Source organism: Exiguobacterium sp. MH3, assembly GCF_000496635.1.
In the GTDB taxonomy this organism is placed as follows: Bacteria; Bacillota; Bacilli; order Exiguobacteriales; family Exiguobacteriaceae; genus Exiguobacterium_A; species Exiguobacterium_A indicum.
Genome location: NC_022794.1, coordinates 2,949,153 through 2,970,420, shown reverse-complemented (window position 1 = coordinate 2,970,420; position 21,268 = coordinate 2,949,153). Strand labels below are relative to the sequence as shown.

Annotated in this window: 21 protein-coding genes; 11 read left to right on the top strand and 10 right to left on the bottom strand. The window is 47.3% G+C overall.

Annotated features, from left to right (window positions below):
• The first annotated feature begins 5 nt into the window (after window positions 1-5).
• The 6 genes from U719_RS15410 to U719_RS15385 all read left to right on the top strand — a co-directional run bounded on the left by U719_RS15410 (window position 6) and on the right by U719_RS15385 (window position 5,777).
• Window positions 6-1,250: a hypothetical protein gene (locus tag U719_RS15410; protein ID WP_235147609.1), complete on the top strand. Its 1,245-nt coding sequence runs from the start codon at window positions 6-8 to the stop codon at window positions 1,248-1,250.
• Window positions 1,251-1,270: 20 nt separating this feature from the next.
• Complete coding sequence (locus tag U719_RS15405) at window positions 1,271-1,963, top strand: response regulator transcription factor (RefSeq protein WP_023469704.1); 693 nt, start codon at window positions 1,271-1,273, stop codon at window positions 1,961-1,963.
• A gap of 23 nt (window positions 1,964-1,986) precedes the next feature.
• Window positions 1,987-3,345 (top strand): cell wall metabolism sensor histidine kinase WalK, encoded by a 1,359-nt coding sequence (locus tag U719_RS15400; protein WP_235147608.1) that lies wholly within the window; start codon window positions 1,987-1,989, stop codon window positions 3,343-3,345.
• A gap of 93 nt (window positions 3,346-3,438) precedes the next feature.
• Window positions 3,439-3,816 carry a DUF1499 domain-containing protein gene (locus U719_RS15395; RefSeq protein ID WP_023469702.1) on the top strand — a complete coding sequence of 126 codons (378 nt, stop codon included), beginning with the start codon at window positions 3,439-3,441 and terminating at the stop codon, window positions 3,814-3,816.
• A complete protein-coding gene (locus tag U719_RS15390; RefSeq protein ID WP_023469701.1) occupies window positions 3,813-5,240 on the top strand; it encodes an NAD(P)/FAD-dependent oxidoreductase in 1,428 nt (475 codons plus the stop codon). The genes U719_RS15395 and U719_RS15390 overlap by 4 nt, the downstream gene beginning before the upstream one ends.
• A 3-nt stretch (window positions 5,241-5,243) precedes the next feature.
• A complete protein-coding gene (locus U719_RS15385) occupies window positions 5,244-5,777 on the top strand; it encodes a DUF420 domain-containing protein (protein WP_023469700.1) in 534 nt (177 codons plus the stop codon).
• Window positions 5,778-5,820: 43 nt separating this feature from the next.
• On the opposite strand, the gene motB is transcribed toward U719_RS15385, so the two are convergent.
• From motB to U719_RS15370, 3 genes are all read right to left on the bottom strand, one after another.
• Complete coding sequence (motB, locus tag U719_RS15380; RefSeq protein WP_023469699.1) at window positions 5,821-6,588, bottom strand: flagellar motor protein MotB; 768 nt, start codon at window positions 6,586-6,588, stop codon at window positions 5,821-5,823.
• Window positions 6,563-7,348, bottom strand: a complete 786-nt coding sequence (motA, locus tag U719_RS15375; RefSeq protein WP_023469698.1) for a flagellar motor stator protein MotA — start codon at window positions 7,346-7,348, stop codon at window positions 6,563-6,565. The genes motB and motA overlap by 26 nt, the downstream gene beginning before the upstream one ends.
• 98 nt (window positions 7,349-7,446) lie before the next feature.
• The gene (locus U719_RS15370) at window positions 7,447-7,686 is read right to left on the bottom strand and encodes a hypothetical protein (RefSeq protein WP_023469697.1); all 240 of its coding nucleotides are present in this window, start codon (window positions 7,684-7,686) and stop codon (window positions 7,447-7,449) included.
• A gap of 160 nt (window positions 7,687-7,846) precedes the next feature.
• Here U719_RS15370 and U719_RS15365 point away from each other — a divergent pair, with 160 nt between their 5' ends.
• Complete coding sequence (locus U719_RS15365; protein ID WP_023469696.1) at window positions 7,847-9,238, top strand: TrkH family potassium uptake protein; 1,392 nt, start codon at window positions 7,847-7,849, stop codon at window positions 9,236-9,238.
• A gap of 51 nt (window positions 9,239-9,289) precedes the next feature.
• On the opposite strand, the gene U719_RS15360 is transcribed toward U719_RS15365, so the two are convergent.
• Window positions 9,290-10,339 carry an SDR family oxidoreductase gene (locus U719_RS15360; RefSeq protein WP_235147607.1) on the bottom strand — a complete coding sequence of 350 codons (1,050 nt, stop codon included), beginning with the start codon at window positions 10,337-10,339 and terminating at the stop codon, window positions 9,290-9,292.
• Window positions 10,340-10,353: 14 nt separating this feature from the next.
• Window positions 10,354-12,489 carry an ATP-binding protein gene (locus U719_RS15355; RefSeq protein WP_023469694.1) on the bottom strand — a complete coding sequence of 712 codons (2,136 nt, stop codon included), beginning with the start codon at window positions 12,487-12,489 and terminating at the stop codon, window positions 10,354-10,356.
• Between the two features lie 342 nt (window positions 12,490-12,831).
• On the opposite strand from U719_RS15355, the gene U719_RS15350 reads away from it, so the two are divergent.
• Together U719_RS15350 and U719_RS15345 are read left to right on the top strand one after the other, a co-directional pair.
• Window positions 12,832-13,176: a restriction endonuclease gene (locus U719_RS15350; protein ID WP_235147606.1), complete on the top strand. Its 345-nt coding sequence runs from the start codon at window positions 12,832-12,834 to the stop codon at window positions 13,174-13,176.
• A 171-nt stretch (window positions 13,177-13,347) separates the two neighbouring features.
• On the top strand, window positions 13,348-13,824 hold the full coding sequence (locus tag U719_RS15345) for a hypothetical protein (RefSeq protein WP_023469691.1): 477 nt from the start codon (window positions 13,348-13,350) through the stop codon (window positions 13,822-13,824).
• 46 nt (window positions 13,825-13,870) lie between these two features.
• On the opposite strand, the gene U719_RS15340 is transcribed toward U719_RS15345, so the two are convergent.
• Complete coding sequence (locus tag U719_RS15340; protein WP_023469690.1) at window positions 13,871-14,494, bottom strand: DUF1836 domain-containing protein; 624 nt, start codon at window positions 14,492-14,494, stop codon at window positions 13,871-13,873.
• Window positions 14,495-14,610: 116 nt separating this feature from the next.
• On the opposite strand from U719_RS15340, the gene U719_RS15335 reads away from it, so the two are divergent.
• The gene (locus tag U719_RS15335) at window positions 14,611-15,258 is read left to right on the top strand and encodes a diacylglycerol/polyprenol kinase family protein (protein ID WP_023469689.1); all 648 of its coding nucleotides are present in this window, start codon (window positions 14,611-14,613) and stop codon (window positions 15,256-15,258) included.
• A gap of 3 nt (window positions 15,259-15,261) precedes the next feature.
• Here the strand turns inward: U719_RS15335 and U719_RS15330 are convergent, their stop codons facing one another.
• The 3 genes from U719_RS15330 to U719_RS15320 all read right to left on the bottom strand — a co-directional run bounded on the left by U719_RS15330 (window position 15,262) and on the right by U719_RS15320 (window position 18,759).
• A complete protein-coding gene (locus U719_RS15330) occupies window positions 15,262-16,122 on the bottom strand; it encodes a M48 family metallopeptidase (protein WP_023469688.1) in 861 nt (286 codons plus the stop codon).
• A 173-nt stretch (window positions 16,123-16,295) separates the two neighbouring features.
• A complete protein-coding gene (ald, locus tag U719_RS15325) occupies window positions 16,296-17,420 on the bottom strand; it encodes an alanine dehydrogenase (protein WP_023469687.1) in 1,125 nt (374 codons plus the stop codon).
• 121 nt (window positions 17,421-17,541) lie between these two features.
• On the bottom strand, window positions 17,542-18,759 hold the full coding sequence (locus U719_RS15320) for a CdaR family transcriptional regulator (RefSeq protein ID WP_023469686.1): 1,218 nt from the start codon (window positions 18,757-18,759) through the stop codon (window positions 17,542-17,544).
• 144 nt (window positions 18,760-18,903) lie between these two features.
• Here U719_RS15320 and U719_RS15315 point away from each other — a divergent pair, with 144 nt between their 5' ends.
• Window positions 18,904-20,280, top strand: a complete 1,377-nt coding sequence (locus U719_RS15315) for a sodium:alanine symporter family protein (protein ID WP_023469685.1) — start codon at window positions 18,904-18,906, stop codon at window positions 20,278-20,280.
• Window positions 20,281-20,335: 55 nt separating this feature from the next.
• Here the strand turns inward: U719_RS15315 and U719_RS15310 are convergent, their stop codons facing one another.
• Window positions 20,336-21,193, bottom strand: a complete 858-nt coding sequence (locus U719_RS15310; RefSeq protein ID WP_023469684.1) for a sulfite exporter TauE/SafE family protein — start codon at window positions 21,191-21,193, stop codon at window positions 20,336-20,338.
• Window positions 21,194-21,268 lie beyond the last annotated feature (75 nt).

The following is a 21,268-nucleotide window of genomic DNA, read 5'->3' as shown; positions in this document are numbered from 1 at the left end:
TCTTCATGATCATATCAAGTCTATTATTAGCAGGATGCAGTACGATGTTTCCGCATCCCGCCTCTTTACTCGAACATCCGTCCCTTCCGGCATGGGAGCAGTCGTTGAAAGAACGGATTGACCGCGATTTGCCGAAACAGGCAGAGATCGTGGCGCCACGAAATCAAGCGGTATCCCGCCTATACGAACTCGTCGACTTAGATCGAAACGGTAAAGATGAGGCAATTACCTTCTACCGCAGCGAGCAGGACGGGCGCTTCACGATTCATCTTCTCGTCCATGAGCGACAAGGCGAAAAATGGCGACTCGTGGCGCGACAGACGGTAGCTGACGGTCGAGCCATCGATCGACTCGAAGTCATAACTGACGCACGACATAAACAAAACCACCTGGTCATCGGTATTACCAGTTATGGTGAAAATACGTTATACATCATTGAACAGTTACTATCGAAGCAACGAGACGTCACGAAAGTCGATCGGTATGATCGTCTGTCGGTAGATGACTTGAATCAAGATCGAGAGCGGGATATGGTGCTTCTGCAAAAGGGCAGTCCGTCTCGTTTGATCTATTATAAAGACATCCTGTCGAAAGAGCACCAAGAGACGACACTTTCAACGCAGGATGGCGATTTATTCGCAGAACATGATTTATTTGAAGTCGATACGATCAATGCCGCTCGGAATAAAGGCTTGATCGTATCGTATACACGAGATGCAAAAATGCACATCGCATTATTCCGTTTAGCGAACGATACATTGGAACAGGTTCGGTTCGGTCAGGTCGATGAGATCATCGAACCGATGTATACCTTCCCGAAAGATGTCGATCAAGACGGAATCATCGAGTTTGGTCATCAATACACGCCAGCAGGCAGTAAAGGGCGTGAGGGTGAACCGAAACCACGCATCACGGCATACTACACATGGAATGGGTCAGATAATTCGCCATTTCTCGAGAGTGGGTTCGAATTGCGAGAAGAGCAGTACATCGATCAAGAATACAATTTCGTCATGCGGTTCCCTGCCAACTGGGCGACGCGTGAAACGATCGAGAAACGCGAAAATCGTGTTCGGTTCATCAATCGAGAAACGAAGCAGATTGATTTCGAATTAGAGGTCATTCCGAAGAATCAATACATTGCTAGTGATCAAAAACGAAAAATCAAAGAAGGTATCGATTATGTCTATGTGATTGATGCGACGAAGGATTATGAAGTGTTCGTCAATCGTGTCACACTCGTGGAATAAAGAATCAGGGGGAGAAAAGAATGACCAAAATACTAGTAGCCGAAGATGAACATGCGATTCGCAGTTTCATCGTCATTAATTTGAAACGAGCAGGCTATGATGTCATCGAGGCGGAAAATGGGAAAGAAGCGCTTGCGCAGTTTGATCAACAAACCTTCGATATTCTGTTACTCGATATCATGATGCCGGAAGTCGACGGTTTTGCCGTCTGTGAACAGGCGCGGGCAAAGGATGAAGTCGTCGGGATCATCATGTTGACAGCACGGACACGAGAAGAGGATAAAGTCATGGGACTGAGCGTAGGAGCAGACGATTACATCGCGAAGCCATTCAGTCCAGCAGAGCTACTCGCGCGCATCCAGTCGCTCCTGCGACGGGTAGAGACATTACGTCGCAGAAAACAGCCACGTGAACTCGTCTCTGGACCGTTTCGGATTGATTTAGGCGCGAAGCGCGTCCAAAAAGAAGGTGTCGACGTCGAAGTGACACCAACTGAATACGATTTACTTTGCCACTTCATTAAAAACGAAGATCAAGTTATGTCGCGAGATGAATTACTCGATGCGGTATGGGGTGAGAATTACTTTGGTGATCGGAAGACGGTTGATGTCAACATTCGCCGTCTTCGTCAAAAAATCGAAGAAAATCCAGCGGAACCGAAGTTCATCGAGACATTGTGGGGACATGGATACAAGTGGCGTAACGAAGAATGAAGCGCCAGATATTAATGCGGTTCATGACGATTATCACGGTGACAGTCTTACTCGTCATCGGGATCCTCTCGTTCGTGACCTATAACTATTACTACGTGACGGCGACGGATGTCTTGAAACGTCATGCGAATGCGAGTGCTGTCTTATTTGCGAATAGTGGCCTTGCTTATGATTACGCCGATTCAGAAGCGACGATCCATGACGTACTTGATTCTTACGCTTATCCAGACGCTGAGATTGAAGTGTTGGATGCGACAGGGATTCCGCGTTACTCTTCGACCGGATTCATCTCGGAACGTAAGTTGACGCGAGCGGCGATCAATCAAGTAAGAGCGGGGCAGACTGTCACGAAACGATATGACGATGAGGCGACGGGAGAACATTTACTGGAAGTAACAGAACCTGTCGTGTCGTTCGGTCAGACGACGGGAGCGCTTCGTTATACGACGTCGCTTGAGCGAATCGATCGACGTGTGATCGAAATTTGTTTAGCGATCGTCCTCCTGGGTACAGTAATTTGGGGACTTGCCTTCATCTATTCCTCACGTCTCGTCTCGTCGATCGTCCGACCGATTCAAGAAGTCATCGGTGCATCGGATCAAATCGCGAAACAGCATTACGACGTCAAGGTGAACGAGGAATACTCGTTCGAGCTTGGAGAACTAGCGCGGACGATCAATTATATGGGACAACAGATTAAACAGCAGGAAACGTTGAAAGATGAATTCATTTCTGGTATCTCCCATGAATTACGGACACCGCTGACATCAATCAAAGGCTGGAGTGAAACGTTACTCGTCGAACAGGATCAGTTGCCGGAAGAGGCGTCGCTTGGGATGGGCATCATTCATTCGGAGACGGAGCGTTTGATTTCGCTCGTTGAGCAGTTACTCGATTTCTCGAAACTCGAGACGAGTCGGCTCGTCTTATACCGTCAGGAAGTCAACTTGACGGAAATCATCGAGACCGTGACGGCGCAACTGCGTCAAAAGCTGGAAGAAAAAAATGTCCAGATCGTACAGAAGTTACCGGCACAAGTCGTCGGTCTATACGACGAAAACCGATTGAAACAAGTCTTCTTGAACCTGCTTGATAATGCGATCCGCTTTTCTCCAGTCGGTGGCACGATCACCATTCGACTCGTTCGTTCAGAGCGTGTATTGTTCCTCTCCTTCAGTGATGAAGGTCCCGGGATTCCGAAAGAGCACTTACGTCACGTCACAGAAAAATTCTATCAAGTGCAAAAAGGAAAGGGTGGAACAGGGCTCGGCCTATCGATTTGTCGAGAACTCGTCGAAGCACATGAAGGTAAGCTATTCATTGATAATCAGCCGGAAGGCGGCGTCATTGCGACGATTCTGCTACCTGTCACGAAAGCGTAAACACTGAGACGGGCAGAGTGAAACAGAAACTGGTAAAGTTAAGTGGATTATAGTACGAAATGGATCAGATGATAGGAAACGGAGGAATCAGTCATGGCACTTGGTGTTTCAAATGGTACGCTTCAACCGCTCTCTGGAAAACCGAACGCGGTATCTACTCAAACCGATCTACAGGATATGAAAATGCGTCCGCTCCCGTTCAAAGGAACGCTTGCAGATTCGAAGTTCCAACTCTTACGTATCCTACAAAGCCTCGACCGCGTCAAAGTTGTTAAGGAGGAAGGGGCATACATCCATGCCATCTTCACGAGTAAAGTCTTTCGCTTCAAGGATGACGTCGAATTTTACTTCGATGAAGCCGCACAAGTGATTCATTTCCGTTCGGCATCGCGTGTCGGATACTCCGACTGGGGCGTCAACCGTAAACGGATGGAAGACATCACACGTCGTTACGAGGAGGGCTTGCGATGAAGACCTATCAATTAGTTGTCATTGGTGGTGGGGCAGCCGGAATGACGATTGCTGCTGGTGCAGCAAGTCTCGGCGCGCACGTCGCCCTGATCGAACGGCATACGCACCTTGGCGGAGATTGTCTCCACTACGGTTGCGTTCCTTCAAAGGCGTTGATCGAAGCCGCGCACGATGTTCATGTCATGAAGCGAACGGCTGAAAAATACAACGTGACGCTGAACGGGGACGCGGTCTATTCGAAAACGAAAGCAAGCGTCGATCGAGCACGTAACATCATTCAATCACATGATGGAACGAAACGGTTCGAAGACCTTGGCGTCGATGTCTATATCGGAGAAGCGACATTCCTCAGTGCTCATGAAGTGGAAGTGGCGGGACAGCTTGTCGTAGGTGAGAAGTTTGCGATCTCGACGGGATCTCAACCCATCATTCCACCGATTGATGGACTCGATACGATTGATTATTTAACGAACGAGACGATCTTCGAATTAACGGAGCGTCCGGAGCGACTGCTCGTCATCGGTGGTGGAGCGATTGGTCTTGAGTTATCGCAAGCATATGCGCATCTTGGAACAGAAGTCACGGTCATCGAGGGTATGAAGACGTTACTCGGAAAAGAAGACCGCGACATGGTCGAAGTCATTCAACGTCAGCTCGAACAAGAATTGACGTTACATCTCGATACGAAGGTCACGCACGTCCGCAAGTCGGCGGGGGGCATCGAAGTGACGGTTGAAGCAAACGGCGAATCACGTGTCATCGAAACGGATGCCGTGCTTGTCGCAGTCGGTCGTAAGCCACGCATCGAAGCACTACGTCTCGACCGAGCTGGCGTACACGTCGAGAAAGGATTCGTCCAAGTCGATAGTTCACTTCGAACAAGTCAGCGACACATCTTTGCGGTCGGAGATACGATCAACTCGCTCCCATTTACGCATGTCGCAGGACTGGAAGGAAAAACGGTCGTCACGAATGCTTTATTCGGTCTACGGACGAAGCCGGATTATCGGGCGGTTCCGTGGGTCACATTCACGACACCTGAATTGTTCCATCTCGGATTGACAGAAGACGAGGCACGCAAGAAACATGGTGAGATCAAGGTCTATCAGACCGGTCTCGATGAAGTCGATCGTTTCGTCATCAATGGTCAGACGGAAGGACGCGTCAAGCTCATCGCTGATAAGCGTGGAAAACTGATTGGAGCACATGCAATCGGAGAACAAGCCGGTGAATGGATGCAAGAAGTCGTCTATGCGATGGCACGTAAAGATAAGGTCGGTCAATTGTCGCGTGTTGTCCACCCGTACCCAATTCGTGGTGCTGCTGTTCAGCGTGCTGCTGATGTCTACTGGCGTGAACGTTTATTCGCTGGTCCGATCCCAAAATGGTTGAAACGTTATTTCGACTGGAAACAAGGAGAATGATTCATGCAACAACCTGCTACTAAACGGAATTTCGTTCCGCTCGTCATCCTGTTAACGCTTGTCATCAACTTGCTCGTAGCGCTTTTATTCTTTGCGCCACCTGTACAAGTTGATTCAGGATTCGACTGGACGTTGCTTCCTTTTTTGAATGCCATCTTCAATAGTTTTACCTTCATGCTGTTGCTCGGCGCTTGGATTTCCATTCGTCGGGGCAATCGGGTGAATCATCGTCGCTTCATTGGTGGTGCGATGACGACGACGACTTTATTCTTAATTTCGTACGTCACGTATCATGCTGTCAGTGAATCGACGAAATTCGGAGGCGAAGGGTTCGTTCGTCCTGTCTATTTCTTTATCCTGATTACGCATATCATCCTAGCTGCAGTCATCGTTCCACTCGTCTTGATGTCACTCGCGCACGCTGTGAATCAAAACTTCGAGAAGCATAAAAAGTGGACACGTTTTACGATGCCGCTTTGGTTATACGTCAGCTTAACGGGCGTCATCGTCTATATCATGATTCGTCCGTATTATTAAAAAAGACTCCTTCGTGTCTACCACGAAGGAGTCTTTTTGATGATCAGGACTTAACTTTTGTTTCATCGAGTACATTCGCTTTTAAGTCGATCAATGGTCGAATTAAAACTTCGACACGACGATTTTTGCTACGACCGGTTTCTGTTTGATTGGACGCAATCGGTTGGAATTCTCCGTAACCGCTGACGGTGAACCGTTTTGGTTCGAGCTTCGGATTACGTTGCAAAGCACGCATGAAACTGATCGCCCGGTCCGCACTCAGTTCCCAGTTCGACGGATACCGTGCTGTGTTGATTGGAATATTGTCTGTATGTCCAGACACTTGAATCTGACGTTGCCCTGCTTTGACGAGCAGTGCACTCATCCCCTCTGCGATTTGAAGCGAGCGTCCTCTTACTTCTGCCTGAGCTGGTGAGAATAGTGCGCGGTCGCGAATCGTAAAGACGAGACCTTCATTCGTAATTTCGACCTTGATATCTTTTTCAAGTTTTTCATTCTTAATGTATTCATTGGCTTCTTCTTTGATTTTTTCGAGTTCCGCAATTTCATAGCTTTGTGCTTTTGTCCGCGCGTCTAGCTTTTTTGATTCCTCTTCTTCTTGAGTAGAGAGCGAGCTATTTGTAATCATCCCTGATCCACCGTTGAAGACGGAGCTAAACGACTGAGACATCGCTTTTAGTTTCACGGCATCGACACTACTCGAAGCAAACAGAACGATAAAGAGTGCCAGAAGTAAGGTCAATAAGTCGGCGTAGGGAATTAACCAGCCTTCGGAGATATGTTCGTCATGCGGCTTCTTTTTCCGCTTCATAGTTCGCACGCTCCTTCGGTGTCAGGTACACGAGTAGCTTATCTTCTAAGTTCTTCGGGGATTCACCGTTTTGAATCGAGAGAATCCCTTCAATCATCATTTCATACAACTGAATCTCGCTTGCTGATTTTTGCTTCAGCTTCGTTGCGAACGGGAACCACAGGACATATCCGGTGAAAATTCCGAATAACGTCGCGATGAAGGCACCTGAAATGGCGTGACCTAATTTTTCGATATCCGATAAATCGGATAGGGCGGCAACGAGACCGACAACGGCACCGAGAACCCCAAGCGTTGGTGCGTAGGTACCGGCTTGCGTGAAAATGTTCGCGTTCGCATGATGGCGTTCCGTCATATTTTCGAGATCACGTGTCATGACGTCCTCGACATATTCGGATGGTTGTCCATCGATGACCATCATGACGCCACGCTTCATGAAGGCATTATCGACTTCTTCAAGTGCTGACTCGAGAGATAACAGACCCTCTTTACGTGCTTGCGTCGAGAGTGTCAGAAATTGTCCGAGCAACACTTGTTTTGTCATCAGCTTTTGTTCGAATAAGATGACTTTAAATAAGGCAGGTAAGACTTTCAATCGTTCCTTCGGGAAGGAAATCATGATGGCAGCTGCTGTCCCGACGAAGATGATGACGAGGGCTGCGGGGTTAAGCAAAGCGACGGGAGGCGCACCTTTTAAGATCATACCTCCGACTAATGTGATGAGACCAAGAATGATCCCGATGATCGACACGATATCCATGATTGATGTGTGCCACCTTTCTGTATGTAATTCGTATAGGAACGAAAAATAAAAGAGCAGAAGACACTTCTTCTGCTCGGAAATCCAAAAACCGAGAATCAAGCGCCGTTTTCGTCGATTAGCATTTGAATGCTTTCGTTTCGTTCGTCACGCTCTATATCGGTCAGTACGTCGTATTTTTTTAACACTTGATACAATTCATTTAGAATCGGTTGCTCCAAATGTAATGATAAGAGTTCCTCGAATTGATAATACAATTGCGCAGGCATCCATTGTGATTGTCGTTCCAGCCTTCGCCAGACATCCTCAATCGAATGATCAGCCGTCTTAGGGTCCACTGTTTCCCTCAACCTCCTTTAATGATTACACGTCCACTTTTATCTAGTTTACCAAAAAAATACGAAAACGTTTAGTCGATTGCATATTTCGATAGAACTTCTTAATTCGAGGGAGTATGATAAAGACAATTCTGTCTGAAAACAATCTAGGGGGAGTAAGATGTTCTCGCATAAAAGACGTTCACGACTCGCACGCTTCGGGCGTTTAGGTGAATTGATGTATCATCAGCTATTCGATAAACCGGCACGTTTCATCGCAACGGGCTTTACATTGACGATTTTACTGGGTGGTTTTTTATTGTGGCTTCCGATTTCACAACAAGAGGGACAAGATGTATCATTCATCGATTGCCTATTCGTTGCGACATCGGCAGGAACCGTCACAGGACTGTCACCGATTAATATTGCCGAATCCTATAATTTACTTGGTCAAATCATCATGATGCTCTTAATTCAGGTCGGTGGGCTTGGGTTCATGACAATCGCGCTCGTCTTGCTGAGCGTCACGGGACGAAAAATCGGGATTCGTCAGCGGATCATCATTCAAGAAATGTTCAATCTCGATAGTCCGGGCGGAACGATTCGTCTCGTCCGTAACATCATCGTCACGACGGTCCTCGTCGAGATCGTCGGCATGTTTTTGATTGCGCTCGATTTGTTCATTCAATATAAGTATACCTTTGGGAAAGCACTCTATTACGGTCTGTTTCATGCCGTATCCGCCTTTAACAATGCGGGCTTCGCACTTTGGGGCGATAATTTAATCGGTTTCCAACAAGATACGACATTCATTCTGACGATTGCAGCGCTCTTGATGATTGGTGGTCTTGGTTTTACGGTCATCGCGGATATCGCTGGTAAACGAAACTTCAAGAAAATTTCGCTCCATTCTAAATTGATGGTGCTATCACTACTCGTCATCAATGGACTAGGTGTTTTAGCAATGATGCTCTACGAGTGGGTTTCGAACTTGGGTTCATTAAAAGACGAATCGTTCTTTAGTGCACTCCATATCGTGTTCTTCCAAGTCGTCACGACACGAACAGCTGGTTTCCAGACGATCGACTTAACGACGATGGTGCCGCTCTCGATCGGTTTGATGATGGTCTTGATGTACATTGGGGCAGGTTCCGCATCGACAGGTTCCGGGATCAAGGTCACGACGGCAGCGGTCATCTTGAAGAATGTCTGGACGTATATACGCGGACAGCGTGAAACGGTTCTGATGCGTCGGACCGTTCAGACGCAGGCCATTCAAAAGGCATATGCGATTGCTGTCTTCAGTTTACTGTTCATTGCTTTGATCACGACGTTCCTGGCGTTGACCCAGCCGAACATTTCCTTTATTGGTTTATTCTTTGAGACGGTCTCGGCATTTGGAACAGTTGGTCTTTCTTTGAACGTAACAGCTGAGCTCAATAGCTTTGGTAAGTTTTTGATCATGTTCATGATGTTACTCGGACGTGTCGGCTCCTTAACGATTCTGTTCACGTTCGCGACGCAACGAGATCGAACGATTCGTTATCCAAAAGAGAATATGTTGATCGGGTAACCGATGAAAAAGTCCAATCGACTTCCCTTGAGGAAGAACGATTGGACTTTTTTAGTGTGTCGCATGTATTTGGTAATACTGGACGAGCCGAGGCATCGTTTCTGCAAGGTCTGGACAAATAATACCAGTGTCCCGTAAGTCACGTAAGGCATGTGTCGTGTCGTATTGAACGGGATGAATGAAATATTCAAGTGTCTGACGTTGCATCTGGAGTCGTTTCGCGACGGCTGGAGTCAATGCCGTACTGACGAGTCGAAACGGAACGATTCCGCGCGGATAACGGCCATAATAGGCGACGTGTAACATCTCAAAAATCGCACGTGCGCCATGTGGGAATGGATCCGTCAGATGATAGGTCTTATTTCTTCCGACCGGTGCATGACTGAGATAAGCGGTCGCTTCAATGACGTAATCATAGGGCACGAGATTGACGAGTGCGTTTGCTCGACCTGGATACGGAAGAGGAGCAAAGGATTGCAGGAGACGCATCGCGTTCAAAACGAAATACACCCCATCCCATTTCGGTGTTTCGCCCGTTTCGGAATGGCCGACGACGATCCCAGGACGGATGATCGTATAGGGGATCGTTCCGATTTCTTTACGGAAACGCACCTCTGCTAAGTATTTCGTTTCTTCATAAGCATTTTTAAAGGCACTTGCTTGTAACTCATCTTCTAGAACCATTCCGGAACGGAGACCCGAGACATACGCTGTACTGAAGTAGATGTAACGCTCTAAGGTCCGACACGTATGAGCAAACTGTGTCACGTTCGCGGTACCGATCACATTGATTCGAAAGGCGGGTTCATATGCTGTTGCTAAATCATATAGCGCCGCGAGATGAAAGATGTGTGTGACGTCTTGTTGCAACATCATCCGCGCCTCTGATGATAAAGCAAGCTGTTCGACCGTGATATCGCCTTCGTGCAATACAAGTTGCTCCGATCGTAAGGATGTACGTTCTAGAAGATCCTGGCGTCGCTTAACAGCTGCGTTTCGTTCTGACGGTAAATGAAGCAAATGAAAACAAGCGATTTGGTCCGGAACACGTGCCAGTTGTTCGATCAGTTTGGTCGCTAAAAAACCGGGGAAACCCGTCATGAAGTAGGTCCGCATCAATTCCATTCCTTTCTTGGATCACGTTCGAGTACAACGGTGAACGTCGAACCATCATTGATTTCTGATTCAACGGAAATCGCACCTCCGTGTGATTCGATGATTTCCTTACAGATGGCAAGTCCGAGGCCGGTTCCGCCGATTTTCCGGATGTCTGAGTTATCGACCCGGTAAAATTTCGTAAAGAGCTTTTCAAAAGCATTTTGTGGAATACCGAGTCCATAATCCGTCACAGAGAACGTTGCTTGTTCCGGATTGGCTGAAAGAATGACTCGAATATGATTCGCCTGTGGAGAATACTTAATGGCGTTCGAAAGCAAGTTCAAGATCACCTGCTTGATTTTGTGCTCGTCCGCAAAAATCAGAACAGGATCCTTTGGCAGTTCTAGATCAATCCGATGTGTTTCGACGGTCTCACCATAGGCATCGACGGTTGATGCGAGAAGATCGCGTAACGAGAACGACGTGAAGGTATACTCCTGTTTTCCACCTTCTAGACGCTGAATGTCTAAAAACTCATTTAATAGCGTCGTCAATCGTTTCGTCTCTTCGTGGACGATCTCAACATACCGTTCGATTCGATCAGCCGATTGTTTTTTATATCGTAGTAATTCCATATAGCCAAGAATGGAGGACAGTGGCGTGCGCAACTCATGCGATACTGTACTGACGAGTTCGTCTTTTACTTGATCCATCTTCGCTTCCTCTGTCCGGTCACGGAAAACAAATAGGAAGCCATGACGAGAAATGCGGCTCTTCTCCTTTTTGATCGCAGTCGCATAAAATTCGAAATAAAGTGGACTGGACTCATTTGGTCGCTGTAACGTGAAACGAAACGATAGTTCAGAATGTTTTCCGGCGAGTAATTCTTCTACTTGTCGGAGCATCTCGAATCGAGTGTTCAAATCGAGATTCGGAATCAGACTGATTCGTTCTTGAATCTTACTTGGTGCAATGCCTGGGACATCGAGTAATTTGCGTGCTTTGACGTTCATGAAGATGAAACTTCCATCCTCTTCTGTCAGTAGGAAACCTTCATTGGATGCTTGAAGAATCGATTGTGTGATATCACGCTGACGCATGATGGCATTTTTTTCGCGCTCAAGCATTTTCTCAATCTTTTTTCGTTCGGTAATATCACGAACGACGGCGACACGCATCCGGATATTGTTGTAGATGATTTCACGCGGGAAGACTTCGATTTCGACAGAGGTTCCGTCGGCACGTTGACCGAGAACTTCGTATGGTTCTTCTCGATGCTCCTCGATGCGTTGCAAGACACGCGCGTGATGATCCGGATGAATCAATTCAAGCGTCGTCTTGCCTTTCATTTTCTCGAGTTTCGTCCGGAAAATGACTTCTGCTGCGCGATTGGCATCGATGATGATTCCGTGGTCATGAAAGATGACGGCTTCAACGACGGATTCCGAGAAGAGTCGGAAGCGGCGTTCGCTTTTCGTCAGATGCCATTCGATTTGTTTTTGCGGTGTGATGTCCTGAATGAGCAGGAAGTACGTATCGTTTGGTAACCGTGTCATATAAAGACGCCCATGGAACGTTGAGCCATCCAAACGATGATAGGTCCATTCATTTTCGGCTTCCCGTCCATGCAATAAAAAAAGTTGCGCGTCCGATAAGTCTTTTAAGTTCAATTGTTCGAGATGTTGACGGCGGGTAGTGATTTCCTTCGCATCATGTAGAACCGTCGCTTGGAGACCCATGATGTCTTCGGCATGCTCGAAACGAAATAAGGTGCTTGCCACCTCGTTACAAGTTTGAATCCGAAACTCCGAGTCGGTGATGAATAGAGCAGTATCTAGTGTTGAATTGAATAAGTCCTCGATTTTCAGGGGAGCGACATGGACAAGAAAATAGTCCGTCGCTTCAATCGCTGTGACTGTTAATTGATATGTCGTTGAAATGACGGCTTCCTTCTGTAATGGAAAGAAATCATCCGTGATGGGAAACAGCTCCTGAATGGTTTCGATATTCGGAGCGTTCATGAACTGGTGTTGAAACGCGTCATTATGAAATTGAATCTTTCCATTTGCATCGACTAGAAGAACGGGGTCTTTCATAGCACGTATCGTCGCGTGAATGATTCGTATCGATGAAGGGGATGAATGTTCTGCCATGAGCTACCTCCTGACTGGTCTTCGACCATGGATTTTAAGACAGTCTTTCCTCAGCTTACTTCTGCAAGATGAGGCGTGTTTCCTGTTGAAGGAAGCAACCGACGAAGAATTTTAGTATAGTGAAAAAAAGGTCACGACGAAGTAGAGGAGAAAAGCACGATGAAACGATTGAAACGAAAACGATTGTTACTAGCAGCTTTGTTTGCAATGATAGGAATTTTCGGAACTTATTTTTTTTCGAGTTCTTGGGAACCTTTAATCTTAATCATCAGTATAGTAGGGTGTATCCTTTTTCTTCTTTTGTCCATTTTAACGCCGTCGCTTGAAAAACGACTCGATCGAATGGAAGGACGAGAATTTGAAGAATGGCTTGCCGATTTATTTGAAACAGCAGGATATCGAGTCGAGTTGACACCTGCTTCACGCGACTTCGGAGCAGATTTGTTGATAGAGGATGAACGAGGGTATAAGATTGCCATCCAGGCAAAGCGATATAGTGCGGCTGTAGGGCTCGAAGCGGTTCAACAGGTCGCTGCCTCGGTTCCATTCTATGGGATGGACGAGGGGTGGGTCGTTACGAATTCGACCTTTACGGAAGCTGCATATCAGCTAGCGGAACCAAATCAGGTTCGCCTCATTGATCGGGAAGAATTGCTCGCATTTGCAAAGGAGATGAACCTGCATTGAACATGTCGAATGATTGTCGACAAAAGGGGGTTGTCAATTTGGAGAAACGGTGCAATAATCATTTTCGTTAACGAAATATCATACAGATAAAGAAAGTTAAACTATACAGGATGTCTAAATAAACTGGGGACGAAAAACCAGCACGTTTTAGCAGTGAGAGGAGAATTTCTGTTGCGCAAAGTTGTCTATGTGCAGGGTTGCGTTTTTTCGCAAGGTCATGCCGCGATTTATGATGAAGCGCACCAAATGATCGGTGCGGTTCAACACGACGAGAATGGTCGTGTTCAAGTAATGAATGGTGAAGGTAGAGGGGTAGCGTTTGGTAAGTTCATTCCGACGTGTAAGAAGTGGGTCGTGATGAACCATGATGGACAAGAGGTAGGTCAAATGCGTGAGAAGTTTTCGCTCTTCTCGAAGAAATGTGAGTACAACGTGTATGAGCGTGGTACATTCACGATTTCCTTCGACCTGACAAAAGGAAAATTCTCCGTACGGAGTGCAGCTGGAGAAGTCGTTGCTGAATTGTTGCAAGACGGTGATGAGTACCGTCTCGTCAAGGATGCTGACAAACTCTCGATGTACGAACTACTCTCTGTCTTGAAAAGTCTGACGAACAACGTCCACTATAAATCACTGACAGCCGTCTAAATAAAAAAAAGATGCCTTCCATGACATGGATGGCATCTTTTTTTCATCATGTCGTTTGCAGAACATGATGGAGACGTTGTTTCGCTTCGTGCGTTAAATGCGATACACGACGGGCATAGAGACACAGTTGGAGAACGTGGACAGTTTCAGGGCGATAAGCGTTAATGCGCTCGAGCGAGCGTCTGAGACGCTTCTCCGTCAATTCGATCGGACCACTTGTCTCCGCGTGTTGCGTGTAGACGAGATAAAAATTAAGCGGACTGATTAAATCATCCTCATCAATATTCGGATTCTTGAAGACGATCGTCAGCAGTTCTCGTGTTTCTTCTAACGAGAAGAGGTGTTTTAAATCATCCAGTAGATAGATGATCGAAGCCTGATTGATCGAGTACTTCTTTCCGCGATGCGGTACGCCGATGATGTCCCGGACTTCACGTTTCGTCCAGTTCTGGATCGTCGTCGCTGACATATGTTCGCCGATCAGGGCATTTGCCAAATGAACGATTTCATTGATGGATAGACCATTTTTTAATGGATCGAATTGCTTCAAGCGATTGATGACCTTCGGCAATTCTGTACCTTCCGTTGCGACGAGGGGTTCGATTCCTTTTCCTTCGTTCAAGCGTTGCAGACAACTTGATAATGTTTGGACTGCTTGAGCATCATACATTTCCAAAACTTCCTCTCTAGGACGTCATTTGACCTTATGTTATCAAATGAAGGTTCAATAGGGCAAATGGCAACTGAAACAACGTACAATAATAGGAAAGAAAGGGGGGAATGACGATGGAATGGATAGCTGCTCTTGGCACGATTGGAATCGTCGGGCTAGTTCTCGTCATCCTGGAAGTCATTGGACACCGTTTCGGCTTTTCTCCCGAGACGGTTCGGAAATGGATTCATATTGCTGTCGGTCACTGGGTATTTCTTGCGCTGCTCTGGCTGGATCACTGGTACGTTGCGATCGTACCGTTGTTATTCTTTGCTGTCGTGAATCTAGTGACACTACGAAGAGGAATCGGTCAGATGCACGATGTCGATCGTCCTTCTTACGGAACGGTCTATTATCCACTCGCTCTAGCGGGACTTGTCCTGTTCTTCTTCGAGCGACAGCCGATGGCGCTTGTTGCGGGAAGCATGGTGCTTGCTTGGGGCGACGGTCTCGCGGCTCTCGTCGGAAAACGCTTCGGGAAGACGTTTTACGTCCGTGGTGAGACGAAACGATCCTTTGAAGGAAGTATCGCCCTGTTTTTGGCGTCATTCCTCGTGTTGACCGTGACGTTCTTGTTTTACGGACAACCGATTTGGCTCGCTGTCAGTTATGGTTTCTTGCTTGCGAACATCGCAGCCTTGATCGAAGCGATCTCATATCGCGATCTCGACAACTTGATTTTGCCATGGACGATCGCAGCACTCGTCGCGTTTGCTTTTTAACGTTCAGTCGCGTAACAACAATTGTTTGAAATAGAGAAAGCGTAATCGAATATAGTCCGGGTACGCACGCCAACCTGCATGACGGATGGTCATATCCCGACACATCTCCCGAAAAACATGGCGATAGATCTTTTCTTCGGAATCGTCGTAAACAGCTGCGTACAATCCGTGCTCGAGCATGTTGGAAAGGCATTCATCGAGCTTGGCGTAGAGGGTCTCGTCGCTATCTTCGCGCAATGTAGCATGCAACTTCTCATATTGAATACTTTGATTGACAGAAGCTGTCGCATGAAAGACGGTGGTTTTGTCGAGATGAGATACGCCAAGAATTAATGCATAGAGTGCTTCCAACATGTCGATCGAATGACCGTCTAATTGTTGGATGGAATCAATGGCCATCAGCGTATCGATTCCAGATGCGCCAACCTTCTTTAAATATGTAAACGCATGAACGGCTGATTCCCCATAAAATTGACGATGATTGTAATGGACGGCAAGGAAACGATGTCCTGCTGGCTCTTCAGGGAACCGTGTGATGGCTGAAAGGAAAAGCTGTTCTGCTTCGTGCATATATCCTTCATCCTCACTGATGATACCGAGGAGTATGTATCCTTGCACATGTTCGCCGAGTTGCTGATGTGTCTCTTCGATCAGCCGGCGCGCTTGAGTGTGTTCGTTCTTGAAATAAAGGGAATGGGCTGTAGCAATGTTGAGCAATGGATGAGATGGGACAAGAACACGTAAGCGCTCGGTTGCGGCAATGCGTACGTTCTCTTCTGTATCGGATGTCAGTGCTTCGAGTAACGCCACTTCAGCGACGTGGCTCTGGAGTTCATGAGAATGGGCGGTTATGGTTTGTGTCATGTAATGAGATCCCCTCTACTAGTTCAAAATCATAAGTCTTCGTTTCTCATCATATGACAAGCCGGGTGGTGCCTCAAGAAGTAATGAAGAGATTCACCTGGGATTCCTTCTTTTCATAAAAAATAGTCGATGGTTCCTCGAAAAGGAATCATCGACTATTTCTACGTTCAAGATCATGCGTGTAAGTGAAGCACATCTTCAACGGATTTGTACGTGTATCCGAGATCGCGTGCGACCGCTTCGTACGTGACGAATCCTTGTGCGACATTCAATCCTTTTTCGAGAGCCTCGTTTTCAGCAAGCGCACGGTGTGTGCCTTTGTTCGCGAGTTCAAGGACATACGGGAGCGTTGCGTTCGTCAATGCAAGTGTAGACGTGCGTGGAACGGCACCCGGCATGTTCGCGACTGCGTAATGAACGACACCGAATTTTTCATATGTTGGGTCATCATGCGTCGAGATACGATCGACCGTTTCGAAGATACCACCTTGGTCGATGGCAACGTCAACGATGACAGCGCCCGGCTTCATGCGTTTGACCATGTCGGCAGTGACGAGTTTCGGTGCTTTTGCACCTGGAATCAAGACAGCACCGATGACGAGATCACTTTCAGCGACAGCTTCAGCAATCGTGTACGGGTTTGAGATCAATGTGTTGATCGAGTTACCGAAGATATCATCGAGCTGACGAAGGCGTTCTGGGCTGACATCGATGATCGTGACATCCGCACCGAGACCAACCGCGAGTTTCGCAGCATTCGTTCCGACGACACCGCCGCCGATGACTGTGACTTTTCCACGACGAACCCCAGGAACACCAGCAAGCAGGATGCCCATACCACCGTGTGGTTTTTCTAAGAACTGTGCACCGATTTGTGATGCCATGCGTCCTGCGACTTCACTCATTGGTGTTAACAATGGAAGTGTGCGGTTCTTTTCAACCGTTTCATAAGCGATTGCTGTGATGTTCGAATCAACAAGCGCACGTGTCAATTCTGGCTCAGCCGCTAGGTGAAGATACGTGAACAATGTCAAATCTGGACGGAAGTATTGGTACTCTGAAGCGATCGGCTCTTTGACTTTCAAAGCAAGTTCGGCTGTTGCCCAGACTTCAGCAGCAGTCGCGATGATTTCAGCACCGGCTTTGACGTACTCTTCGTTCGTGAAGCCACTCCCCATACCTGCCATCGATTCAATGATGACACGATGTCCTTGTGCATGTAACGCTGCTACCCCGGCAGGTGTTAATGCAACACGGTTTTCGTTGTTTTTGATTTCCTTTAATACTCCAATGATCATGTGAACGCGATCCCCTTTCGCAAATAAACAAATCAATTTCTCTTCTTCTTCAGTATACGAGAAATGAAAGCGTTCTACTTTATCGGCGTTTTCAAAAATAACCGATATCCTTTGTGTAAAATCACAAAGGATATCGGTCTGCTTTTAGGTACAAATAAAGTAAGGAGCGTTCAGGTAAAGATTCCATTCGAATGCCCGCTTCCTCCTCGATCCGTCGCATCCGATAAAGGATCGTATTCGGATGAACATGGAGATGGGAAGCGACTTGTTTGACGTTCCCATCATAATGAAGAAACCACTCTAGCGTCTCACATAAGGAGGAGGCATGTTTCAAATCGTAAGCACGCAGACGTTCGATTTCTTCCAAGCGAACCGTCCGCCGTCGCAGACGCTCCGAGAAAATCGGTAAGAGCTGGAATAAGCCGAGGCGTTCGTAACGAGTGACGTTCTTCAGCTCAAATGGAAAGGCGTCCTTTAAACGTAAGACGATGCCAGCTTCTTCATAGCGCTCCGGAATCGCTTGGACGCCCGTGAAGACTTCACTACTTGCTGCGACGAAGTCCGTATAATCGAACCGCTCCGCGAGTAATTGTCGAAACGACTGGATGAAGGCGTCGAACTGCAGACGTTCTTGTTCTGCGTCGCGGTCGTTTGTGCTGATCCACAAGATGAAATCCGTCTCATCATACGCATAAAGTAACGGACGAACCGTCTGCTGAATCGTCAATAAATAGCGCAGGCGATCGGCGAGACGCGGTGTGATTGCTTCCGAAAAACGAATGACCGTCAAACGGCTAATACCGGGTGGTGCGACATGGAGCTTAGAGAACATCTTCAGAATCTCCGATTCGGATAATTCTTCATGTAATAACTCGAAGAAAAACTGTTCCGTTTGCTCTTCCTTCCGTTTTTTCTGCATGTCGATCGCCAGTAACTGACGTTGGGCAAGCAATGCTCCTTTCTTTAAATCCGCTAGTTCCGATGGAGTAAAAGGAGTGCTTCGAGCAATCGACCAAATATAGCCGAGAATTTCTGAATCTTGCTTGATTGCAATGGCGACACGATCGTTCAATCCGACATCCGTGCGTGCGGAAATAATGAGTGGATCATCTTGTGTAGCAAGGCTCTGGATGACTTCGTCTTTCCAGAGTTGGTCGATGACCGATTCCGGTACCCGGCGACCAATGATCGTTGCGACACGGGCAGGGTCTGTATCAGCCGTATGCGTACTATACGCAAGAAGGCGGTGATTGCGATCTTCAATCGTAATCGGGGCATTCAAGGCAATACCGATCGCTTCTGCTAAGTCGTCTAAGGAATGATATGAAGCTTCTAACATGGGATTTCCCTTCTTTCTCTTTCGCTCGATAGTTTTAGTATATCTTCTGTTGTGTAAAATCACAAAAAGTATTCTTTTGTATTGTAAGAAAACACAACTACATGCTACGGTAAGCCTCGGAAAAGAGAGAGAGGATGAAATAGCATGGAAGTATTACGTCTGATATCGGCTTGGGTCTGGGGGATTCCGAGTATGATGTTGTTGGTAGGAACAGGAGTATACTTTACGATCCGATTACGTGGTCTTCAGTTTCGACGTTTAAAACAAGCGTTTCAATTATCTGTTCAAAAATCAGGGCAAGGTGAAGGTGAAATCAGTAGCTTTCAGATGTTGATGACGTCCCTCGCGGCGACGATCGGAAACGGAAACATCGCAGGGATCGCAGTCGCCTTGACGATGGGCGGACCGGGCGCAGTTTTTTGGATGTGGGTCATCGGTTTAATTGGAATGGCGACGAAATATGCAGAAAGCCTCCTTGCCATTCTCTTTAGAAGTCGAAATGAACGCGGCGAAGCCGTCAGTGGACCGATGTATTATATCGAGAAGGGACTAGGACCTAAATTTAAACTACTCGCCATCCTGTTTGCAGTATTTGGTTTGATCGCATCGTTTGGTGTCGGGAACACGGTTCAAGCGAATGCGATGGCAACGGTGCTTGAGCAATCGTTCCGTGTGCCGCTGCTATTGTTCGGCATTCTGCTCGCGATTGCGGTCTATGTATCGATTCGTGGTGGACTTGAACGCGTCAGTGCGATCTCGACGATCTTTGTTCCGATCATGAGCTTACTTTATATCGGTGCCGCTTGTGTCCTTTTAATATTGAAGGCGGATCAGATTCTACCAGCCTTTGGTTTAATCTTTGAGTACGCCTTCCAGCCGCTTGCGCCTGCAGGAGCCTTCACCGGTGTATCGATCATGATGGCGATGCAAGTCGGTGTAGCACGTGGTATTTTCACGAACGAAGCAGGACTTGGGACAGCAGCCTTGATTGCCGGATCTGCGAAAAGTGAGCGTCCGGTCGAACAGGGATTGATTTCGATGACGAGTACCTTCATCGTGACCTTGATCGTTTGTACGATGACGGCACTCGTCCTTCTGACGACAGGCTTTTGGGATCCGTCAGGCGGGCTACATTCAGGTATGACGCATGATGCGAATCTTTCCGGGGCAGCACTGACAGCAACCGCCTTTGCGAGTGTCCTTGGATCATTTGGAGAATGGACTGTCGCCTTCTCCGTCTTCTTCTTCGGTTATTCAACGATCATCGGTTGGTATGTCTATGGAGAGAAGTGCTTGGAGTACTTGAGCGGCACGACACGTTTCAACGAAGGATATCGTGTTTTCTTTGCGCTCGCAGCCTGTTATGGTGCGGTCGCGCAATTAGAACCGTTGTGGCTTGTCGCAGATATCGCGAACGGGCTGATGATGATTCCGAACTTGGTTGGAATGTTGTTCTTGTCGCACTTAGTCATTGAACAAACGAGAGACTATGAACGAGCCGGTCACAAACGAGTGGCTTAACGGAAAAAAGCGGTGATGCCTGATAGGGGCATCACCGCTTTTCTGATGAGACGATTCATCCATTCGTTCGACGACGGCTGTAGATGAGGAGTGTCAGTAAGAAAATCAAACTAAGCGCAACGAGAACGGAGAGTGAAGCGACGTTCCAGCCGATGATCTCGAGTAACACACTGACCGCAACCGTCAAATAGAAGATACCGAGGTACTTTTTGACGAACGGACTTTCGAAATGCGTCAACTGCTTCGCGCCAATCGGTGCTCCGAGCAAGGCGCCGACAATCAGCATGATCCCGACGAGGATATCGATATTCGTGCTCGCGACCGTATAGTTGACGAGACCCGATAGGACGATCAGTAACGCAGAAGCAATACTCGTTCCGACTGCACGTTTCAACTCATAGCCAACGATCCCGACGAGTAACGGTGTGATGATGAATCCACCGCTGACACCGAGAAGCGAAGAGATGAATCCAGCGAACAGACCAGTGAAGGCAAGAGCAAGATATCGATTTTTCCAACCCGTCTGTTCACCGGTCGTTGCTTTTGGACGTAAGAACTTATTCGCGAAGTAGAGTAAGAGTCCGATATAAACGATTGAGATGACGAGATGGGCACCGTTGACTTCCTCTAAACGAAGGACGAGTGGTGTCGCGATCGTCGAACCGATGATTCCAACGCCCCCGACGACAAGACTATCGCGCCAGACGACATTTTTAAGGCGTAAGTGAGAGATCGTACCTGAAACCGTTGATCCGAGAGTCAACATGAGACTGGTCGCGATCGCAACGCTTGGAGCATATCCTAAAATGAGTAGTAGAGGCGTCAAGATGATACCGCCACCGATTCCGAAAAAGCCGGAGATGATTCCAATGAAAAATCCGAGGATTAAGAAATAATAAAAAGCGAGATCCATGTACAGTCTTCCTTTCTTTTTCTTCTCTATTCTTCACTTAGTATGGCAATGAACGAGAAGAATGTAAAAGGGGAC

Excerpts from the sequence above, each read along its gene's own strand:
- U719_RS15385 (WP_023469700.1), top strand. The coding sequence starts at position 5,244 with ATGCAACAACCTGCTACTAAACGGAATTTCGTTCCGCTCGTCATCCTG.
- U719_RS15355 (WP_023469694.1), bottom strand. The coding sequence starts at position 12,489 with ATGGCAGAACATTCATCCCCTTCATCGATACGAATCATTCACGCGACG.
- U719_RS15395 (WP_023469702.1), top strand. The coding sequence starts at position 3,439 with ATGGCACTTGGTGTTTCAAATGGTACGCTTCAACCGCTCTCTGGAAAA.
- U719_RS15405 (WP_023469704.1), top strand. The coding sequence starts at position 1,271 with ATGACCAAAATACTAGTAGCCGAAGATGAACATGCGATTCGCAGTTTC.
- U719_RS15350 (WP_235147606.1), top strand. The coding sequence starts at position 12,832 with ATGGAAGGACGAGAATTTGAAGAATGGCTTGCCGATTTATTTGAAACA.
- U719_RS15320 (WP_023469686.1), bottom strand. The coding sequence starts at position 18,759 with ATGTTAGAAGCTTCATATCATTCCTTAGACGACTTAGCAGAAGCGATC.
- ald (WP_023469687.1), bottom strand. The coding sequence starts at position 17,420 with ATGATCATTGGAGTATTAAAGGAAATCAAAAACAACGAAAACCGTGTT.
- U719_RS15315 (WP_023469685.1), top strand. The coding sequence starts at position 18,904 with ATGGAAGTATTACGTCTGATATCGGCTTGGGTCTGGGGGATTCCGAGT.
- U719_RS15340 (WP_023469690.1), bottom strand. The coding sequence starts at position 14,494 with ATGTATGATGCTCAAGCAGTCCAAACATTATCAAGTTGTCTGCAACGC.
- U719_RS15390 (WP_023469701.1), top strand. The coding sequence starts at position 3,813 with ATGAAGACCTATCAATTAGTTGTCATTGGTGGTGGGGCAGCCGGAATG.
- U719_RS15365 (WP_023469696.1), top strand. The coding sequence starts at position 7,847 with ATGTTCTCGCATAAAAGACGTTCACGACTCGCACGCTTCGGGCGTTTA.
- motA (WP_023469698.1), bottom strand. The coding sequence starts at position 7,348 with ATGGATATCGTGTCGATCATCGGGATCATTCTTGGTCTCATCACATTA.
- U719_RS15330 (WP_023469688.1), bottom strand. The coding sequence starts at position 16,122 with ATGACACAAACCATAACCGCCCATTCTCATGAACTCCAGAGCCACGTC.
- U719_RS15335 (WP_023469689.1), top strand. The coding sequence starts at position 14,611 with ATGGAATGGATAGCTGCTCTTGGCACGATTGGAATCGTCGGGCTAGTT.
- U719_RS15360 (WP_235147607.1), bottom strand. The coding sequence starts at position 10,339 with ATGACGGGTTTCCCCGGTTTTTTAGCGACCAAACTGATCGAACAACTG.
- U719_RS15310 (WP_023469684.1), bottom strand. The coding sequence starts at position 21,193 with ATGGATCTCGCTTTTTATTATTTCTTAATCCTCGGATTTTTCATTGGA.
- motB (WP_023469699.1), bottom strand. The coding sequence starts at position 6,588 with ATGAAGCGGAAAAAGAAGCCGCATGACGAACATATCTCCGAAGGCTGG.
- U719_RS15400 (WP_235147608.1), top strand. The coding sequence starts at position 1,987 with ATGACGATTATCACGGTGACAGTCTTACTCGTCATCGGGATCCTCTCG.
- U719_RS15410 (WP_235147609.1), top strand. The coding sequence starts at position 6 with ATGATCATATCAAGTCTATTATTAGCAGGATGCAGTACGATGTTTCCG.